The sequence below is a fragment of the Demequina aurantiaca genome (assembly GCF_050598105.1).
Taxonomy (GTDB): Bacteria; Actinomycetota; Actinomycetes; order Actinomycetales; family Demequinaceae; genus Demequina; species Demequina aurantiaca_A.
On sequence record NZ_CP192436.1, the window covers coordinates 2202014 to 2220497 of the forward strand.

At 65.6% G+C, this 18484-nt stretch carries 13 protein-coding genes; 4 read left to right on the forward strand and 9 right to left on the reverse strand.

The window, feature by feature from the left end:
- Window positions 1-17: 17 nt before the first annotated feature.
- Together ACQU6B_RS09990 and ACQU6B_RS09995 are read right to left on the reverse strand one after the other, a co-directional pair.
- Complete coding sequence (locus tag ACQU6B_RS09990) at window positions 18-1505, reverse strand: CoA-acylating methylmalonate-semialdehyde dehydrogenase (RefSeq protein ID WP_430867402.1); 1488 nt, start codon at window positions 1503-1505, stop codon at window positions 18-20.
- A 73-nt stretch (window positions 1506-1578) separates the two neighbouring features.
- On the reverse strand, window positions 1579-2958 hold the full coding sequence (locus ACQU6B_RS09995; RefSeq protein ID WP_430867403.1) for an NAD(P)/FAD-dependent oxidoreductase: 1380 nt from the start codon (window positions 2956-2958) through the stop codon (window positions 1579-1581).
- 141 nt (window positions 2959-3099) lie between these two features.
- Between ACQU6B_RS09995 and ACQU6B_RS10000 the strand changes: the two genes are divergently transcribed.
- Window positions 3100-4482: an aspartate aminotransferase family protein gene (locus tag ACQU6B_RS10000; RefSeq protein WP_430867404.1), complete on the forward strand. Its 1383-nt coding sequence runs from the start codon at window positions 3100-3102 to the stop codon at window positions 4480-4482.
- Between the two features lie 161 nt (window positions 4483-4643).
- Here the strand turns inward: ACQU6B_RS10000 and ACQU6B_RS10005 are convergent, their stop codons facing one another.
- From ACQU6B_RS10005 to ACQU6B_RS10020, 4 genes are read right to left on the reverse strand one after another with little or no spacing between them, the layout of a single operon-like run.
- A complete protein-coding gene (locus tag ACQU6B_RS10005) occupies window positions 4644-5504 on the reverse strand; it encodes an ABC transporter permease (protein ID WP_430867405.1) in 861 nt (286 codons plus the stop codon).
- The gene (locus ACQU6B_RS10010; RefSeq protein ID WP_430867406.1) at window positions 5501-6364 is read right to left on the reverse strand and encodes an ABC transporter permease; all 864 of its coding nucleotides are present in this window, start codon (window positions 6362-6364) and stop codon (window positions 5501-5503) included. The genes ACQU6B_RS10005 and ACQU6B_RS10010 overlap by 4 nt, the downstream gene beginning before the upstream one ends.
- A gap of 1 nt (window position 6365) precedes the next feature.
- The gene (locus tag ACQU6B_RS10015) at window positions 6366-7514 is read right to left on the reverse strand and encodes an ABC transporter ATP-binding protein (RefSeq protein ID WP_430867407.1); all 1149 of its coding nucleotides are present in this window, start codon (window positions 7512-7514) and stop codon (window positions 6366-6368) included.
- Window positions 7501-8682, reverse strand: a complete 1182-nt coding sequence (locus tag ACQU6B_RS10020) for a polyamine ABC transporter substrate-binding protein (RefSeq protein WP_430867408.1) — start codon at window positions 8680-8682, stop codon at window positions 7501-7503. Before ACQU6B_RS10020 ends, ACQU6B_RS10015 begins: the two co-directional genes overlap by 14 nt.
- A 257-nt stretch (window positions 8683-8939) precedes the next feature.
- On the opposite strand from ACQU6B_RS10020, the gene ACQU6B_RS10025 reads away from it, so the two are divergent.
- The 3 genes from ACQU6B_RS10025 to ACQU6B_RS10035 are packed head-to-tail and all read left to right on the forward strand — an operon-like array spanning window position 8940 to window position 12116.
- The gene (locus ACQU6B_RS10025; RefSeq protein ID WP_430867409.1) at window positions 8940-9416 is read left to right on the forward strand and encodes an Lrp/AsnC family transcriptional regulator; all 477 of its coding nucleotides are present in this window, start codon (window positions 8940-8942) and stop codon (window positions 9414-9416) included.
- Window positions 9413-10786 (forward strand): NAD(P)/FAD-dependent oxidoreductase, encoded by a 1374-nt coding sequence (locus tag ACQU6B_RS10030; protein WP_430867410.1) that lies wholly within the window; start codon window positions 9413-9415, stop codon window positions 10784-10786. The genes ACQU6B_RS10025 and ACQU6B_RS10030 overlap by 4 nt, the downstream gene beginning before the upstream one ends.
- A 40-nt stretch (window positions 10787-10826) precedes the next feature.
- On the forward strand, window positions 10827-12116 hold the full coding sequence (locus tag ACQU6B_RS10035; protein WP_430867411.1) for an ion channel protein: 1290 nt from the start codon (window positions 10827-10829) through the stop codon (window positions 12114-12116).
- A gap of 171 nt (window positions 12117-12287) precedes the next feature.
- On the opposite strand, the gene adhE is transcribed toward ACQU6B_RS10035, so the two are convergent.
- The 3 genes from adhE to pflB form a co-directional block, all read right to left on the reverse strand.
- The gene (gene adhE / locus ACQU6B_RS10040) at window positions 12288-15014 is read right to left on the reverse strand and encodes a bifunctional acetaldehyde-CoA/alcohol dehydrogenase (protein WP_430867412.1); all 2727 of its coding nucleotides are present in this window, start codon (window positions 15012-15014) and stop codon (window positions 12288-12290) included.
- Between the two features lie 280 nt (window positions 15015-15294).
- Window positions 15295-16104, reverse strand: a complete 810-nt coding sequence (gene pflA, locus ACQU6B_RS10045) for a pyruvate formate-lyase-activating protein (protein WP_430867413.1) — start codon at window positions 16102-16104, stop codon at window positions 15295-15297.
- A gap of 9 nt (window positions 16105-16113) precedes the next feature.
- On the reverse strand, window positions 16114-18393 hold the full coding sequence (gene pflB / locus ACQU6B_RS10050) for a formate C-acetyltransferase (protein ID WP_430867414.1): 2280 nt from the start codon (window positions 18391-18393) through the stop codon (window positions 16114-16116).
- Between the last annotated feature and the right edge of the window lie 91 nt (window positions 18394-18484).

Consider the following 18484-nt stretch of genomic DNA (forward strand, 5'->3'; position numbering starts at 1 on the left):
TCCTCGCAGGTGCCTGGTTAGTGGTTGCTCGGGAAGCCGAGGTCGATCTGGGATTCGCTGGGCTCTGGCCAGCGCGTCGTGATCACCTTGCTCCGCGTGTAGAAGTGGATCGACTCGGGCCCGTAGATGTGGGAGTCGCCAAAGAGCGAGTCCTTCCATCCCCCAAACGAGTACGCGCCGATGGGGACGGGCAGCGGCACGTTGATGCCGACCATTCCCACCTCGATGTCCTCCGAGAAGCGGCGCGCGGTGGCGCCGTCGCGAGTGAAGATCGCCGTGCCGTTGGCGAACGAGTTGGCATTGATGAGCGCGACCGCCTGGTCGTAGTCGTCGACCCTGACCACCGCGAGCACCGGGCCAAAAATCTCGTCGGTGTAGACACTCATCTGCGGCGTCACGCGGTCCACGAGGCTTACTCCGAGGAAGAATCCTTCCGAGTCGAACTCGGCGGCCCGGCCGTCGAGCACCACCTCGGCCCCCTGCGTTGGCGCACCTGCCAAGTAGGACGCCACCTTGTCGCGGTGCTCTCGGGTGATGAGCGGCCCCATCTGCGAGGCCGGATCGGTGCCGGCCCCGATCGTCAGAGACTGCGCGCGGTCGCGGATCTTGGCCACCACCGCATCGGCCGTCGCCTCTCCTACGGCCACCAGCACAGAGATGGCCATGCAGCGCTCGCCGGCGGAACCGTACGCGGCGTTCACGGCGGCGTCCGCTGCGGAGTCGAGGTCCGCGTCTGGCATCACGATCATGTGGTTCTTGGCGCCGCCGAGCGCCTGCACCCGCTTGCCGTTGGCGGCGGCGCGGGAGTAGATGTGACGCGCGATGGGCGTGGAGCCAACAAAGCTCACCGCGCCGATTCCGGGGGAATCGAGGAGAGCGTCCACCGCCTCCTTGTCCCCGTGCACCACGTTGAAGACGCCGGGAGGGACCCCCGCCTCCTCCCACAGGCGCGCGAGGATCATCGCCGTGCTCGGATCCTTCTCGCTGGGCTTGAGCAGCACCGCGTTGCCGGTCGCGAGCGCGGAGGCGCTCATCCACAGCGGCACCATCGCCGGGAAGTTGAACGGGGTGATGCACGCGACCACACCGATGGGCTGCTTGAGCGTGTGCACGTCGACTCCCGAGGCGACCCCGGTGGAGTGCTCGCCCTTGAGTAGATTGACCAGCCCGGCGGCGAACTCGACGTTCTCGATCCCCCGCGAGATCTCGCCCGCCGCGTCGGAGAGCACCTTGCCGTGCTCGGCGGTGATGGCCGCTGCAATCTCATCGGTGTGCTCGATCAGCAACTGGCGCATCCGGAAGAACACGCCCGCCCGCTTGACCAGGCCCATCCGCTGCCACGCGCCCTGGGCGGCGGCGGCGACCTCCACGGCGTGGTCGACCTCTGCTGCCGACGCGAAAGCTACCGTCGCGGTCTGCTCGCCGGTGGCCGGATTGAAGACGGCGCCGGAACGCGCGGCCTCGCCGTACGCACCTCCGCCCACGTGATGCTGAATCTCCATCATGGTTAATCCTCACCTCTTGCACTGGGCGCCGCGAGGGCCGCGACTGGGCACGCACTTACTGTTTCAAACCTAGTCATGAGTCGAACCCCATTCCCACGGCGTCCAGGGCGCGTAGCAACACGTCGCGCCTGCCGTGGCGGTGATCGGCCTTGTTCAGCGAGCGCCGGGTCAGGTTGATTCCGGCCGATGCGAGAGGCTCGGGCGGGAACGGCAGCGGCCGGCTGCGGACCATGTCCAGCTCAGTGCGCTCCGTGGGCTGCCCCGCGAGGAGGTCGAGCATGACGTTCGCCCCAAAGCGGGTCGCGGCCACGCCCAGGCCGGTGTAGCCCAGCGCGTACGCCACCGCGCCTCCGCGTGCCGCGCCAAAGAAGGCACTGAACCTGCTGCACGTGTCGATGGCTCCGGCCCACCGGTGCGTGAATCGCACGCCGGTGAGTTGAGGAAAGGTAATCAGGAAGTGGCGCGCGAGCATCTCGAAGCTCTCGCGCCTGTCCTCGTACTCGCGTCGGATCCGCCCACCCGCGTGATAGATGGCGTCGTAGCCGCCGAACAGGATGCGGTTATCCGCGGTGAGGCGGTAGTAGTGAAACTGGTTTCCCATGTCGCCGATGCCCTGGCGACCCTGCCACCCGATGCTGGCCATCTGCGCATCGGTGAGCGGCTCGGTGACGAGCACGTAGTCGTACACCGGCACCGTCATCAGCCGGTTGCGCCTGAGCAGTGGCCTGAAGGCGTTGGTGCCCAGGGCAACTTGGCGCGCGTGCACCGTGCCGGCAGCGGTCACGAGGTCGGTGCCCTTCAGCTCCAGCACGGGGGTGCGCTCAAAGATGCGCACGCCCAGGTCGGTGGCGACGCGCGCCAACTCGGTCGCGAGTTTGTAGGGGTGGACCAGCGCGCCCGCTACGTCGAGCTCCCCTCCCAGATACGTGGGGGAGTCGACCAGGGCGCGCACGGCGGCGGCGTCGAGCGCGTCCTCGCCGAGCCACTCGAGTTGGTGCGCCTCCACGGCCACCGTGATGCCGCCGGTGCGCTCGAACTCAACATCCATGCCGTAGCGGGCGACCGTTGCCTGGATCTGGTCGAGGTTCTCGTTTCCTAGCGCGTCCAACGCGTCTACCTCTTGGGGCCAGCGGCTCTCCCCGTTGGCCCGGCCGTGCGTCAGGCTAGGCTCGCAGAAACCGCCGTTGCGGCCGGAGGCGGCCCCGCCGATGCGCCCGCCCTCGAGCACGATCACGTCCCGGTCGGGGTCGCGCTCCTTCGCCAGGACAGCGGTCCAGAGGCCGCTGTAGCCACCGCCCACGATCGCCAAATCGGCGTGAGCGTCGGACTCCAGGGCGGGGTAACGCGGCCGCGTCACGGAGTCGATCCAGTAGGAGCCCAGCGTGCTGCTGTCGAGCGCAGCCGACACGACCGACGCGCCGGGAGCGCCACGCTCGAAGACGGTAGAACCCACCCGAGTGCCCCTTCCCCTCAATCGCTGAGTGCTAACTAAATCCGCAGTCTTGCGATGCATTGACTGCGCATTTAGTTGTCTAGTGGCAATACTAGCGAAGAATCAGTTGCGAATGGCGCATCGCAGGGTGATACTAGTGAAATGGACTACAACCAGATGCAGACTGCCGCCAAGGGCCACCTGTGGATGCACTTCACTCAGCAGTACCGCTACGCCGATACCGACGTCCCCATCATCGTGCGCGGCGAGGGCGCCTACATCTGGGACGCGAAGGGCAAGCGCTACCTCGACGGACTGGCCGGACTGTTTGTCAACCAGTTGGGTCACGGACGCGAGGACCTCGCGCAGGCCGCGGCCGACCAGGCCAAGCAGCTCGCCTTTCACCCGCTGTGGTCCTACGCCCACCCTGGCGCGATCGAGTTGGCCGCGAGGCTGGCCGCCGAGGCCCCGGGAGCCCTGAACCGCGTCTTCTTCACCACGGGCGGCAGCGAGGCGGTCGAGACCGCGTGGAAGCTGGCCAAGAACTACTTCAAGCTCACGGGTAAGCCCATGAAGACCAAGGTCATTTCGCGCGCCGTCGCCTACCACGGCACCACGCAGGGTGCGCTCTCCATCACCGGCATCCCCGAGCTGAAGCAGCAGTTCGAGCCCCTGGTGCCGGCGACCTTCCGCGTGCCCAACACGAACATCTACCGGGCGGCGGAGGTCACCGGCGGGCTCCTCGACGGCTCCGACCCCGAGGCCTTTGGGCGATGGGCGGCGGACCAAATCGCGATCGCGATCGAGAATGAGGGTCCCGACACCGTCGCAGCAGTCTTTCTGGAGCCCGTGCAAAACGCCGGTGGCTGCTTCCCGCCCCCGCCCGGATACTTCAAGCGCGTGCGCGAGATCTGCGATCAGTACGACGTGCTCCTGGTGTCGGACGAGGTGATCTGCGCCTACGGTCGCCTCGGCACCATGTTTGGCTCACAGCGCTTCGACTACGAGCCCGACATGATCACCACGGCGAAGGGCCTCACCTCGGGATACTCGCCGCTGGGCGCAGTGCTCATCGCGGACAAGCTCATGGAGCCGTTCACTGCGCAGAAGGCAGCGTTCCTGCATGGCTACACGTTCGGGGGGCATCCGGTGTCTACTGCCGTGGCGCTGAAGAACCTGGACATCTTTGCCGAAGAACAGATCTTTGAGCACGTGAACGACAACAAGGATGCGTTCCGCGCGGTGCTCGAGTCGCTGCGCGACTTGCCCATCGTCGGCGACGTGCGCGGAGACGGCTACTTCTATGGCATCGAACTTGTCAAGGACAAGGCGACCAGGTTGACCTTCAACGACGAGGAATGCGAGCGCATCCTCCACGGCTACCTGTCGGGCGCACTCTTCGAGGCCGGGCTCTACTGCCGCGCAGACGACCGCGGCGACCCCGTCATCCAACTTTCCCCGCCACTCATCATCGGCCAGGCCGAGTTCGACGAGATCGGCAGCATCCTGAGGGAAGTGCTCACCGAGGCGTACGCCCGCCTATAGCGCTGAGCACCACGTTGAGACGGCCCCCGTTCGCGCACCGCGCGGCCGGGGGCTGTGGGCGTTGCGCTCGCCAACGGAGCTCGTCGGGTGCGCGCGACCACAGCCTCACTGGCCTGCTGCCCGCTGTAAGCCGCAAGCCGCAAGCCGTAAGCGGCTAGCGGCTAGCGGCTAGCGAGCAGCTTCGCACGGCGACGCGCGCCGATCTCCCCGATGGCGACGATTGCGAGCGAAATAAGGAACATCGCGGTACCGACGACGTTCACCTGCATCGGCACGCCGCGCTGGGCGGCACCCCAGACGAACATGGGGAACGTGACGGTCTGACCCGCGTTCAGGTTAGTAATGATGAAGTCGTCGAAGGACAGCGAGAAGGCCAACAGCGAGGCAGCCAGAATGCCAGGGAAGATGAGCGGGAACGTGACGCGCCAGAAGGTGTGCCACGGGTTGGCGTAGAGGTCCATCGCGGCCTTCTCGAGATTCGAGTCGAGACCCGCGAGGCGCGTGCGCACGGTCACGATGACGAACGACAGGCAGAACAGGATGTGGGCAATAAGGATGGTCGCGAAGCCCAGCTTGCCACCCATCCCGGCGGCGACGAAGAGGGCCAGGAGTGACGAACCCATGACGATCTCAGGCGTCGCCATCGGCAGGAAGATGAAGAAGTTCATCGTCGAGCGGCCCTCAAAGCGGTGGCGAACCAGCGCGAACGAGGCGAGGGTGCCCAGGATGGTCGCCACGATCGTGGCCACCAGGGCGATCTCTACGCTCACGCGAAGCGATTCACACATGCCGTTGGGCGCGCAGGGATTGAGCCAGTTGTCCCAGGTGAAGGACTGGAACTGGTAGAGATTCCGGGCCCCTGACGAGTCGTTGAAGGACATCAACGCCACCACGAAGTTGGGGATGTACATGTAGATCAGCACCAGGATGCCCAGGGTGAGGACCAGGTGCTTGCCGATCCAGTTGCCAGTTCGGGTGAGGACCAGGTGCTTGCCGATCCAGTTGCCAGTTCGGGTGATCACAGCAGTTCCTCCGTTCCCGCGCGACGCACATAGACCAGGACCATCGCCAGGATCAGCACCATCAGGATCACCGAGAGTGCCGAGGCTTGTGGGTAGTCGCCCACCGTGGTGAAGAGGGCTTGAATTTTGTTGCCCACCATCTGGGTGTTCGGATTGCCGAGCAAGGAGGCGTTGATGTAGTCGCCGGAGGCGGGGATAAACGTCAGCAAGGTACCTCCCACCACGCCGGGAATCGACAACTTCCAGGTCACGCTCCAGAACCCCTTCCACGGGCTCGCGTAGAGATCCCTCGAGGCCTCGAGCAGCTGCGGGTCAATCTTCTCCAGGCTCGCGTAGAGGGGCAGGATCATGAACGGCAGGAAGTTGTAGGTGAGACCCGCGATCACCGCGAAGGGAGTGGCCAGGAGCCGGCCGTCTTCGCCCAACACATGCAGCCATTGCAGCGCCTCCACCACAAAACCGTTGTCGGCGAGGATGAGCTTCCAGGACAGCGTGCGCACTAGGAAGGACGTGAAGAAGGGTGCAATCACCAGTACCAGCATGACGGTCTTCCAGCGCCCGGCCTTGAAGGCGATCGCGTAAGCGAGGACGTATCCCAAGATGAGGCAGCCGACCGTAGCAATGCCGGCGTAGACCAGCGAGCGCACCAGGTATGGCCAGTAGTCCGCGAGCACCTCGCTGTAGTTCTGCACCCGCCCGGTGAACTGGTAGCCGGTGACCGGGGAGCCCGCGGGGTCCGACAGCGAGGTGGACACCAACGACATCATCGGCACCACGAAGAACAATCCGAGCCACAGCGCGGCTGGCAAAATCAGCCAGTAGGCGGCGTTCTTGCCGAAGACCCGCTGCAGCGCATCCACGCTACGCCTCCCCGCGCCCGGCCTCGACGTCCTGCGAGGAGTCGAGGAGGTAGACGTACTCCTGACGCCAGGACACGTCGACCTTGGTGCCTACCGACACGAGTCCCCCGCGAACCCCCCTGTTCTGCTCGAAGCAAATCAGCTCCTGGCCCCAGGGCATCGTCAGCACGTACTCCGTGGATACGCCCAGGTAACTCGCGCTGGAGACGACGGCGCTGGAGAAATGGTTGCCGGGGTCCTCGGACGGGGTGCCCTCTGGCTGGATCAGTAGCTTCTCGGGGCGAATGCCAATCCACCCCTCCTTGGAGTCGGTGTGCACCCGGGCCTGCTTGATCGAGATCACGGTGCCGTGCATGTCGACCTTGACCACCGCATCGGCGCCGGAGCCCTCGCGGCCGACGACGTTGCCCTTGATCAGGTTGGAGCGGCCGAGGAAGTTGGCGACAAAGGTCGTCTTGGGGTTGGTGTAGAGCTCGTAGGGCGAGCCCAGTTGCTCGATCACGCCCTGGTTCATGACGGCGACCTGGTCGGCCATGGTCATGGCCTCCTCCTGGTCGTGCGTGACGTGCACGAAGGTCAGGCCCACTTCCTCCTGGATGCGCTTGAGCTCCAGCTGCATCGATCGGCGCAGCTTGAGGTCGAGCGCGCCCAAAGGTTCGTCGAGCAGCAGCACCTCGGGGCGGTTGATCAGCGCGCGCGCGAGCGCCACCCGTTGTTGCTGGCCGCCCGACAGTTGCGCGGGCTTCTTCCCCGCCTGCTCGGTCAACTCCGTGAGTTCGAGGATGCCCCTCACCTGCGCGGCCGAGTCCTTCACATTGCGGCGCTTGGGGCCGAACTCGACGTTCTGAGCGATCGTGAGATGCGGGAAAAGGGCGTAGTTCTGGAACACCGTATTGACCGGCCGGCGGTACGCCCTCTCGTGGGTGATGTCCTGGTCGCCAATGTGGATGGTGCCCGAGGTGACGTCCTCGAGCCCAGCGACCATCCGCAGCGTCGTGGTCTTGCCGCAGCCGGAGGGGCCCAGCAACGCGAAGAACGTGCCTTGGGGAATCTCGAGGTCGAGCGACTTCACGGCCGTATAGCCGTTGGGGTAACGCTTGTGCAGGCCCGCGAGCCGTAGGTCGCGACGGGGCTCGCTAACCGCTGACACTCGAGAAGTCCTTCTCGTAGCCCGAGGCGGCGGCTTCGTCCAGTGCCATGAACGCGTGGGTCTTCGCGAGGAAGTCCTCCGTGGGGAAGATCAGCGGGTTGTCGACCAACGTCGGGTCGATCGACTCCATCTCCTGCTGGGCCCCTTCGACCGGGCACACGTACCAGACGTAGGAGGCGAGCTTGGCGGCCACCTTCGGGTCGTAGTAGTTGTTGATCCACTGCTCCGCGTTCGCCTTGTGCAGGCCCTGGACCGGTACGAGCATGTTGTCGGACCAGATCATCATCCCCTCCTCGGGGGCGACAAAGACCAGATTCTCGTCCTCGGAGGCGGCCACGTCGCCCGACCACGCCACGCACGCCGCGATGTTGCCCGCGGCCAGGTCGTTGATGTACTCGTTGCCGGTGAACGCCCTCACCTGCCCATCGGCCCGCGCCTTCGACACCTTGTCCAGGGCCTTCGACCAGTCCGCCTCGGAGAAGTCCGCGGGGTTCGCGCCGTCGGAGAGCATCGCGAGGCCCATGGTGTCGCGCATCTCCGAGAGCAGCGTGACCTTGCCCTTGAGGTCGCTGCGCGTGAGGAGCTCGTCCATCGTGCGCACCTCGGGCACGAGCGACTTGTTGTAGGCGATGCCGGTGAAGCCCGACTGCCACGGCGCCGAGTAGTCGCGGTTGGGGTCCCACCCCACCCCCCGCAGGGCCGCGATGAGGTTCTTGTCGAAGTTCGGCACGTTGGCCTTGTCGATCTGCTGGATCCAGCCGGCCTCGATCATGCGGGCTGCCATCCAGTCCGTCAACACGAACGTGTCGCGCCCGGTCGGCTGACAGGCGCCGAGCTGGTTACGCACCTTGGCGAAGAACTCGTTGTTGTCGTTGATGTCCGGGGTGTAGGTCACCTGCAGCCCGGAATCCTTCTGGAACTGAGTCAGGGTCGACAAGTAGTCGCCGTCGTCGACGTCGATGTACTCGGGCCAGTTCGAGACCGCGAGCGTGGGCTCCGTGGCGGAAAGGTCGGTTGTCACGCAGCCGGCGGTCGTGGAGCCACCGCCGCCCCGCCCGCCGAGAAACGCGAAGGCCGCGATAGCGGCCGCCCCCGCAGCCCCCCCGATGAGCACTCCCCTACGGGAAACGCCCTTCTTACTGCTTTCCTCCGGCGCGAATTCGGACACGTCGACCTCCCAGTGGTCAATTGCGGGGTTGACGAACCATGAGACACGCCTCACCCTCGAAGAACGCTCGGATCCTGCGTCAACAGGATTCCTGTTTTGATAGTGGCACGAAAATCCTCGTCGCGCGAGCATTTGCGCAGAAAAACAGCCACTTGACCACTAATCCAGCACAAGTATTAACAAGATTGAAACGAAACCGTAGCCAACTACCGCCTGGCGGGTTGACCGGAGACCTCCGCGCGACCACACTTCATTACATGAGTTCCACAGAGCCCGCCAAGCCCACCAGCCCGCTCGACCCCGTGAACAAGGTCATCATCGAGCAACTGCAGCGCGACGGGAGGCTGTCCTACGCCGCCATCAGCAAGGTCGCGGGGCTCTCCGAGGCCGCCGTGCGCGGGCGCGTCCAGCGCCTCATCGACACGGGCGTGATGCAGATCATCGCCGTCACAAACCCAGTCGAGATGGGGTTTGAGCGCCAGGCGATGGTGGGAATCAAGGTCTCGGGACCGCCCGAGCCCATCGCCGATGCGCTGGAGGCCATGAGCGAGGTCGACTACGTCGTCATTACCGCGGGCTCTTACGACATTCTCGCCGAGGTGGTGTGCGAGTCCGACGCGCACCTGCACACGCTGGTCAGCACCCGCATGCGGTCCATTCCGGGGGTGCTCACCACTGAGACCTTCATGTACCTCGAGCTGCGCAAGCAGACCTATTCGTGGGGGGTGAAGTGACGGTCCGTCCACCCTCACTGTGGCTGGACGGCCTCGACACTCCCATTTCAACCGCGCGGCCCCTCGCGCGGGACATCAACACCGACGTCGCGATCGTGGGCGCCGGGTACACAGGGTTGTGGACCGCGTACTACCTGAAGCGGGCGCGACCCGACATGCGCGTCGCCATCGTGGAGAAAGAATTCGCGGGCTTTGGCGCCTCGGGGCGCAACGGGGGGTGGGCATCGGCCCTGTTACCCACCTCGCTCGCGACCCTGGCGAAGGAGCACGGCCGCCACTCGGCCCTCGCGTTCGACTCGGCCATGCGCGCCTCCGTGGACGAACTGATCGCCGCGGCCGGCGATATTGCCGCCGATGCCCACATCGCCAAGGGCGGCACGGTGGTCGTTGCGCGCACAGCGGTTCAATGGGGGCGCGCGCAGGCACAGGCGCGCGACGCTATCGAGTGGGGACTCGGAGACCGCGTCTCGCTGCTCGACCAGACCGCCGCGAGGACGCGACTCAATGCCGCGGGGACGCTGGGCGCCACCTACACGCCAGACTGCGCTGCCATTCAGCCTGCTCGACTGGTGCGCGCGCTGGCAGCGGCCGTCACCGACATGGGGGTGGATCTGTACGAGGGCACCCCTGCCAAGACCATCGGCCCTCACCGAGTGGTCACGCCCGGCGGCGAGGTTACTGCCGCACATGTCATCCGCGCGACCGAGGGCTACACGGCCGGGATGCCGGGGTTCAAGCGCGACGTGGCGCCGGTCTACTCGTTGATGATCGCGACGGCGCCACTGAGCGACGCCCAGTGGCGGGACATCGGTCTGGCTCAGCGCGAGACGTTCAGCGACTACCGGCATCTGATTGTCTATGGGCAGCGGACGGCGGACGGCAGGATGGTCTTTGGCGGCCGTGGCGCGCCGTATCACTTCGGGTCCGCCACCAAGCCAGCATTCGACACTCACGAAAAGGTGTTTGCCAAGCTGAAGGCCAGCCTCGTGGAGATGTTCCCCATGCTCGCCGAGGCGCGGATCACGCACCGCTGGGGCGGGGCGCTCGGCATCGCGCGCGACTGGCACGCCTCGGTGGGGCTGGACGCAGGCACCGGTATCGGCTGGGCCGGCGGCTACGTCGGTGACGGCGTGACGACCACAAATCTCGCGGGCCGCACCTTGCGCGACCTGATCCTGGGTGAGGACACCGCGCTCACGCGCCTGCCCTGGGTGGGGCATCGTTCCCCGCGCTGGGAAGTCGAACCCCTGCGCTGGCTGGGGGCGAACGCCGGGCTCGCGGGCATGAGCGTCGCCGATGCGGAGGAGCGCCTCACCCGGCGGCCGTCGCTCGCCGCACGGGCGTTGGCTCCCCTGGTGGGCGGGCACTGACGCCGCTGGCGCCGCTGGCATCGCCACTATGCTCCTCTGTATGACCCCAGAAATCGATGTCGCGCCTAGGCCCAGTCAACTTGCGAAGCTCGCGATCCCGGCCATCGTCATCGGGGTGCTGTCAGGAGTGCTGCTCTGGGGGGTCGAGGGCGTAGCCGAGATCCTCGAGCACGGGATCTGGGTCTCGCTACCCGACGCCATCGGCGCCTCCGCGGATAGCGCGTGGTGGATCATCGGCACGCTCACCCTGACCGGCCTCGCGGTCGGCCTGGTCATCAGGTATTCGCCCGGGCATGGCGGCCAGGACTCGGCCACCGTCGAACTCATTGGCCCGGTGCTGCCGATGCGCGCGGTGCCCGGCGTCGCGGCCGTCCTGATTCTGGCGCTGGCCGGCGGCGTGAGCCTGGGCCCAGAGAACCCCATCATCGCGCTCACCATCGCGCTGTCGGTCGCGCTCGCCAAGCGCTTTGTCCCCAAAGTCCCGACTCCGTACATCCTCATGATGGCCGCCGCCGGCATCCTCGGCGCGATGTTCGGCACCCCCATCGCGGCGGCGTTGCTGCTCACCGAGATGGTGGCGGCGGCAAAGCGCGGCGGGATGCTGTGGGACCGACTCTTTGGCCCCGTCGTGGCTGCCGGGTTCGGCGCGCTCGTCGCCAAGTCGCTCGGCGTCGCACTCATGGGCGACGGCCTGGGCTCCGTCTACGAGGGACCCAACTTTGAGCAGGTGCTCATCGGAACGCCAATCGCGCTCGTCGCGGCGCTCGTCGGCATTGCCGGCGCGTGGGCGATGCCGCGCCTGTGGCGCCTGTTCAGGCGCTTGCGCAACCCGGTGCTGTATGTCACCGCGGGCGGGCTCGTTCTGGGTCTCCTGGGCGCCATCGGCGGCCCCATCACCCTGTTCAAGGGCAGCACGCAGACAACCGACCTCATCTCGCAGGCCGACACCATGACCACCTGGCAAATTCTCGCCACCGCGCTCATCAAGATCGCGGCACTGACCGTCGCTGCCGCGGTCGGATTCCGTGGCGGACGCATCTTCCCGTCGGTCTTCATCGGAGTCGCGATCGGGCTCACCGCGCAGTCCCTCTTCCCGTCCATCGATACTCCGATCGCGCTGGCGTGCGGCGTCCTGGGAGCGGTTTTGGCAGTGGGGCGCAACGGCTGGCTCGCGCTGTTCATCGCGGTCGCGATCGGCGGCGACATCGAGATCCTGACAGTGATGTGCGTCATCATCCTTCCCACGTGGCTGCTCGTCACCGGGGCGCCGCACATGCTGGTGCGCGACAAGGACGACCTCGCTCTGGCGGAGCGCGAACCCTTCCTCTAACCGTCAGCCCCACACGCGTCCGCCCCGGCCTGCTAGAGGCGGCCGGGGCGGAGCGGTGTCGGCGTCTGGCGCGCAGGGCCCCAGACACAACTCTGCCCCGACCTCTCCTTCGAGGCCGGGGCAAAGCGTCCCACCGGGTAGTCCCCGACCCGGTGGAATCCTTGTGGGTCGCTAGGCCTTCGCCTTGCGCGCCCCCTTCTTGGCTGCGGGAGCTGCCTCGGTGACCGCGCGGTCCCGGACTTCCTCGTAGCCAATTCCGTAGTAGGCCGCCTCCATCATGATCTTCATGTCAGCGAGCATCGGCAGGCGCGGGTTGGCCGGCGCACACTGGTCCTCGTAGGCATTCATGGCAAGGGTGTCCAGGCTGGACATGAACTCCGCCTCGTCGACTCCGACCTCCTTGAAGGAGGCCTCGATGCCGACCTTGGCGCGCAGCTCCTCGCAGGCGACGGCGTAGGCCTCGACTGCGATCTCCGGAGTCTCGTGGGCCAGACCGAGCACCTTGGCGATCTCCTGGAAGCGCTCGGGAGCCACGTAGGTCTCCTGCTTGGGCCATGAGGTGGGCTTGGTGGGAACCTTGCCGTTGTACCGGATGACGTGGGGCAGGTAGATGGCGTTCGTCCGGCCGTGAGCCACGTGGAACATGGACCCGGTGACGTGTGACATCGCGTGGACCAGGCCGAGGAACGCGTTTCCGAATGCCATACCCGCGATGGTCGCGGCGTTGTGCATCTTCTCGCGGGCCTTGGCTGCCTCGCCGCCCTCGGTGACCGACTTCTCGATGTTCTCGAACACCAGGCGGATGGCCTGCAGCGCGAGTCCATCGGTGAAGTCGTTGGCGTAGACGGAGACGTACGCCTCGGTGGCGTGGGTCAGGGCGTCCATTCCGGAGTCAGCGGCGACGCGAGCCGGCATCGACGCGGTGAGCATCGGGTCGACGATCGCGACGGTCGGAGTCAGCGCGTAGTCCGCGAGCGGGTACTTGCGACCGGTCTCCGTGTCGGTGATGACGGCGAAGGGGGTGACCTCCGCGCCGGTGCCCGACGTGGTGGGGATGCAGACCAGCTTGGCCAGCTCGCCCAGCTTGGGGAACGTGAAGGCACGCTTGCGGACGTCGAAGAACTTTTCCTTCAGGTCGGAGAAGTCGACCTCGGGGTGTTCGTACAGGAGCCACATGACCTTGGCCGCGTCCATCGGCGAACCGCCGCCGACCGCGATGATGGTGTCCGGCTTGAAGGCACGGAGGGTCTCAGCGCCCGCCTTGACCGTCTTGATGCTGGGCTCGGGCTCCACGTTGTCGATGATCTGGAGCGAGATGTTGTTGCTGCGGCGACGCAGGACGTCGATCACCTTGTCGACGATTCCGATGCGGGTCATGGTGGCGTCGGTGACGATCGTGACGCGCTCGACGTCTTCCATGTCACGCAAGTACTGGATCGCGTTCGGCTCGAAGTAGGTCTTGGACGGAACCTTGAACCACTGCATGTTGTTGTTCCTTCGGCCAATTCGCTTGACGTTGATCAGGTTGACTGCGGTGACGTTGTTGGACACCGAGTTCTTTCCGTATGAGCCGCAACCCAGCGTCAGCGACGGCAGGAACGCGTTGTAGATGTCGCCGATCCCGCCGTGGCTTGACGGTGCGTTGCAGATGATGCGGATTGCCTTCATGCGGCGTCCGAATTCCTGAATCAGGGCATCGTCCGTCGCGTGAATGGCGGCCGAGTGACCGAGTCCGTTGAACTCGACCATCTGTTCCGCGTACTGCAGGCCCTGCTCGGTGGAGTCGGCACGCAGCACCGCGAGAACGGGGCACAGCTTTTCGCGGGTAAGGGGCTCAGCTTCGCCAACCAAGGAGACCTCGGCAAGGATGATGGACGTCTCGATCGGCACGGTGAAGCCGGCCTGTTCGGCGATCCACTGCGGCGACTTGCCCACTACGTTGGGGTTGAGCTTGGCTCCGGCGCAGTTCTTGCCGTTGGCGGTTGCGCCAAAGATGAACTCTTCTAGCTTGGCCTTCTCGTCAGGGGTAACGCGGTAAGCGTGGAGGCGGTCGAACAGTCCCAGCGCCTCGTCGTAGATGGCGTCATCGATGATGACCGCCTGCTCCGATGCGCACACCATGCCGTTGTCGAAGGCCTTGGAGATCACGATGTCGTTGACTGCGCGGCCAACCTTGGCGGAGGTGTGGATGTAGGCGGGCACGTTGCCAGCTCCCACTCCGAGCGCGGGCTTGCCGCACGAGTAGGCGGCGTTGACCATGGCGTTCCCGCCGGTCGCGAGGATGAGGGCGACTCCGGGGTGGTTCATGAGCAGGCCGGTGGCCTCGAGAGAAGGCGTCTCGACCCACTGAACGCAGTTGGCGGGGGCGCCGGCCTTGATGGCGGCGTCGCGCACTACGCGAGCGGCTGCGATGGACGACTTCTGGGCGTTCGGGTGGAACGCGAAGATGATGGGGTTGCGGGTCTTAATCGCGATGAGCGACTTGAAGATCGCCGTGGAGGTGGGGTTGGTGACCGGGGTCAGGCCGCAGATGACGCCGACTGGCTCTGCGATCTCGGTGATTCCCAGGATCGGGTCCTCGTGGATGACGCCGACGGTCTTCATCGGGCCCATCGAGTGGGTGACGTGCTCGCAAGCGAAGATGTTCTTCACTGCCTTGTCCTCGAACACTCCGCGGCCGGTCTCCTCGACGGCTAGCACCGCGAGGGCGCCGTGCTGGTTCAGGGCGGCGACTGAGGCCTTTTTGACGATGTGGTTAATCTGCTCCTGGTCGAAGGCGCCGTACACCTTGAGGGCGGCCTGCGCCTTCGCGACGAGGGCGTCGATCTCGACTACAGCCGGGTTCGCGCCTGCGTCGGCTGCGTCCGTGGTGGTCACGCCGGGGTCCGTGGTGGTCATTTCGATGAGCTCCTTGGGGTCGTACCGGCCCGGGAATCGAACCGATGAACTACGTCCAAGTTATCCCCGCCTCGCGACTCTTTCTCGGGCCGTTGGTCCCCCATCGGCAACAAAATGTTGCGCGATGGGAAAAGTTGACCGGCGCGGCTGCGGGATGGATTCGCTCGCGGGGAGAGCGTTTCCGCGTTCCCGCGGGCACACGCGCCAGGACAACAAAAAAACGAAACCTGCGGGCCGATTGGAGGCGCGACTCACAGGTTCCGTAATTTTGCTCAACCGTCTAGAAGACGGTAAGTCCGCGCCGCTCAAACTGGGCCCGCACGCGAGCCTGAAGCTCAGGGGTAGGCGGCTTGGTGTCAGCGAGCTCGTAGGCCTCGTCTAGCTCGGCCCACTTGTCCTTGCCCATTTGGTGAAACGGCAGTACCTCGACGCGCTCTACGTTGCCGAGGCTGGCGACGTAGTCCGCGACGCTGTCGACATTGTCCACCCCGTCAGTGAGGTCCGGGACGAGCACGAAGCGCACCCACACCCGCTTGTTCTGTGCCGCCAGGCGCCGACCAAAGTCGAGCGTCGGCTGCAGCGGGCGACCCGTCGCCTTGCGGTACACGTCGTCGATTCCGGACTTCACGTCCAGGAGGACCAGGTCGGTGTTGTTCAGCAGCTGGTTGGAGGCCCGACCGCCGAGGAACCCCGACGTATCCAGCGCCGTGTGGATCCCGAGCTTCTTGCACTCGGCAAAGATCCTCTCCACGAACTGGGCCTGAAGCAGCGGCTCCCCGCCGGAGAGCGTCACTCCCCCGCCGGAGGCCCTGAGCACTGGCTCGTAGCGACGAACCTTTGCCATGACCTCATCGACGGTGTGACGCTCGCCCCGGCGCATCTGCCACGTGTCTGGGTTGTGGCAGTAGAGGCACCGAAGCGGGCAGCCGGCCAGGAAGACCGTCAGACGGCTACCTGGCCCGTCCACCGCCGTGACGAGCTCCCACGAGTGAATGGAGCCCGTCTCGCCTGGTTGGCGAAGCGACGTTCTGAGATCGTCGTCGGCGGAGGAGGTATCAATCTTGTTTGCGAGATCCGGGGAGATGCTCATGACGGGCGCCTAGAGACCGGCGTGGAACGTGCGCGAGAGCACGTCGAGCTGCTGCTCGCGGGTGAGTCGCACAAAGTTCACGGCATACCCGGAGACACGGATGGTGAGCTGCGGGTAGTTCTCCGGGTGCTCCATGGCGTCCTCGAGCGTCTCGCGGTTGAGCACGTTGATGTTCAGGTGGAAGCCATCAGACACGTTGTACGCGTCGAGGATTCCCACCAGGTTCTTCACCTGCTCGGTCTTGTCGTGCCCGAGTCCGGAGGGAACCACCGTGGTCGTGAGTGAAATGCCGTCCTGAGCATCGTCGTACGGGAGCTTGGCTACCGACAGCGCCGAGGCGAGCACGCCGTGCGTGTCGCGTCCGTTCATCGGGTTGGCACCCGGGGAGAACGGCTCGCCGGTGCGGCGGCCATCGGGAGTGTTTCCCGTTGCCTTGCCGTAGACGACGTTCGACGTAATGGTGAGCACCGACTGGGTGTGGCGCGCGTTGCGGTAGGTGGGCTGCTTGCGGACCTTGTCCATGAAGCGGCGAACCAGGTCAACGGCGATCTCGTCGACGCGGTCGTCGTCGTTGCCGAAGGTGGGGTACTCGCCGTTGACGTCGTAGTCCACGATCAGTCCGGTCTCGTCACGCACGGGGCGAACCGTGGCGTACTTGATGGCGGACAGCGAGTCGGCTGCGACGGACAGGCCGGCGATGCCGGTGGCCATGGTGCGCAGGATCTTGCCGTCGTGAAGCGCCATCTCGATGCGCTCGTAGGCGTACTTGTCGTGCATGTAGTGGATGACGTTGAGCGCGTCCACGTAGGTCTGGGCGAGCCATTCCAGCGTCGAGTCGAACGAGGCCATGACCTCGTCGAAGTCCAGCACTTCGCTGGTGATGGGCGCGGCGACCGGGGTGATCTGCTTACCGGAAACCTCGTCGCGTCCGCCGTTCATCGAGTACAACATGGCCTTGGCGAGGTTGACGCGAGCTCCGAAGAACTGCATCTGCTTGCCCACCTCCATGGCGGAGACGCAGCACGCGATGGCTGCATCGTCGCCGCACTGGGAGCGGATCAGCTCGTCGGACTCGTACTGAATCGCGGAGGTGTCGATGGAGACCTGTGCGCAGAAGTCCTTGAAGCCCTGCGGGAGGTGCTGAGACCAGAACACCGTCAGGTTGGGCTCAGGTGCCGGGCCCAAGTTGTACAGGGTCTGCAGGAAGCGGAACGAGTTCTTGGTGACCAGCGGACGGCCGTCTGCACCCATGCCGCCGATCGACTCGGTGACCCACGTGGGGTCGCCTGAGAAGAGTGCGTCGTACTCGGGGGTGCGCAGGAAGCGGACGATGCGCAGCTTGATGACGAAGTCGTCGATGATCTCCTGCGACTCGCTCTCGGTGATGATGCCTGCGTCGAGGTCGCGCTTGATGAAGATGTCCAGGAAGGTGGACGTGCGTCCCAGCGACATAGCGGCGCCGTTCTGCTCCTTGACCGCCGCGAGGTACGCGAAGTACAGCCACTGGACGGCTTCCTTGGCGTTGGTCGCGGGGCCGGAGATGTCGAAGCCGTAGCTGGACGCCATCTGCTTGAGTTCCTTGAGCGCCTTGATCTGCTCGGAGTTCTCTTCGCGGTCACGGATGATCTCCTCGGTGGAGCGCTCCATGTCCATCTCGACGCGGTCGTTCTTCTTGCCCGCGATGAGCGCGTCGACGCCGTACAGGGCGACGCGGCGGTAGTCGCCGATGATGCGGCCGCGGCCGTACGCGTCGGGAAGGCCGGTGACGATGTGGCTGGAGCGCGCCGCGCGCACGTCCGGCGGGTAGGCGTCGAAGACGCCGTCGTTGTGGGTCTTGCGGTAGTTGGAGAAGATGTTCTCCAGCTCCGGGTCAACCGGGTAGCCATAGGTCTCGAGCGCCTTGGCGACCATGCGCCAGCCGCCGAAGGGCATGATTGCGCGCTTGAGGGGGGCGTCGGTCTGGAGGCCAACAATCACCTCGGCGTCGCGGTCAATGTAGCCGGGCTTGTGCGCGGTGATCGACGATGGCGTGGCCGCGTCGACGTCGTAGACGCCCTTTTCCAGTTCCTCGGGAAAGAGCTTGGTGATCTCTGCCCACACGTGAGCGGTGCGAGGCGTGGCCTCAGCAAGGAACGATGCGTCGCCGTCGTACGGCGTGTAGTTAAGCTGAATGAAGTCGCGCACGTCGATGCTGTCGCACCACGGGCCTGGGGTGAAGCTCTTCCAGCCTGCCGGCTGCTGGCTGTCGTCCGTCGAGCCTAGGGGTGTGGTGGGGGTGTCAATCGTCATGGGTTCCGCTCCTTCGCTCGCCTGTGGATGAAGACGAGGTCCCTTTGCGCCAGCCTTCGGGTTGGGCTCGCGCGATAGTTCAACGCTACGT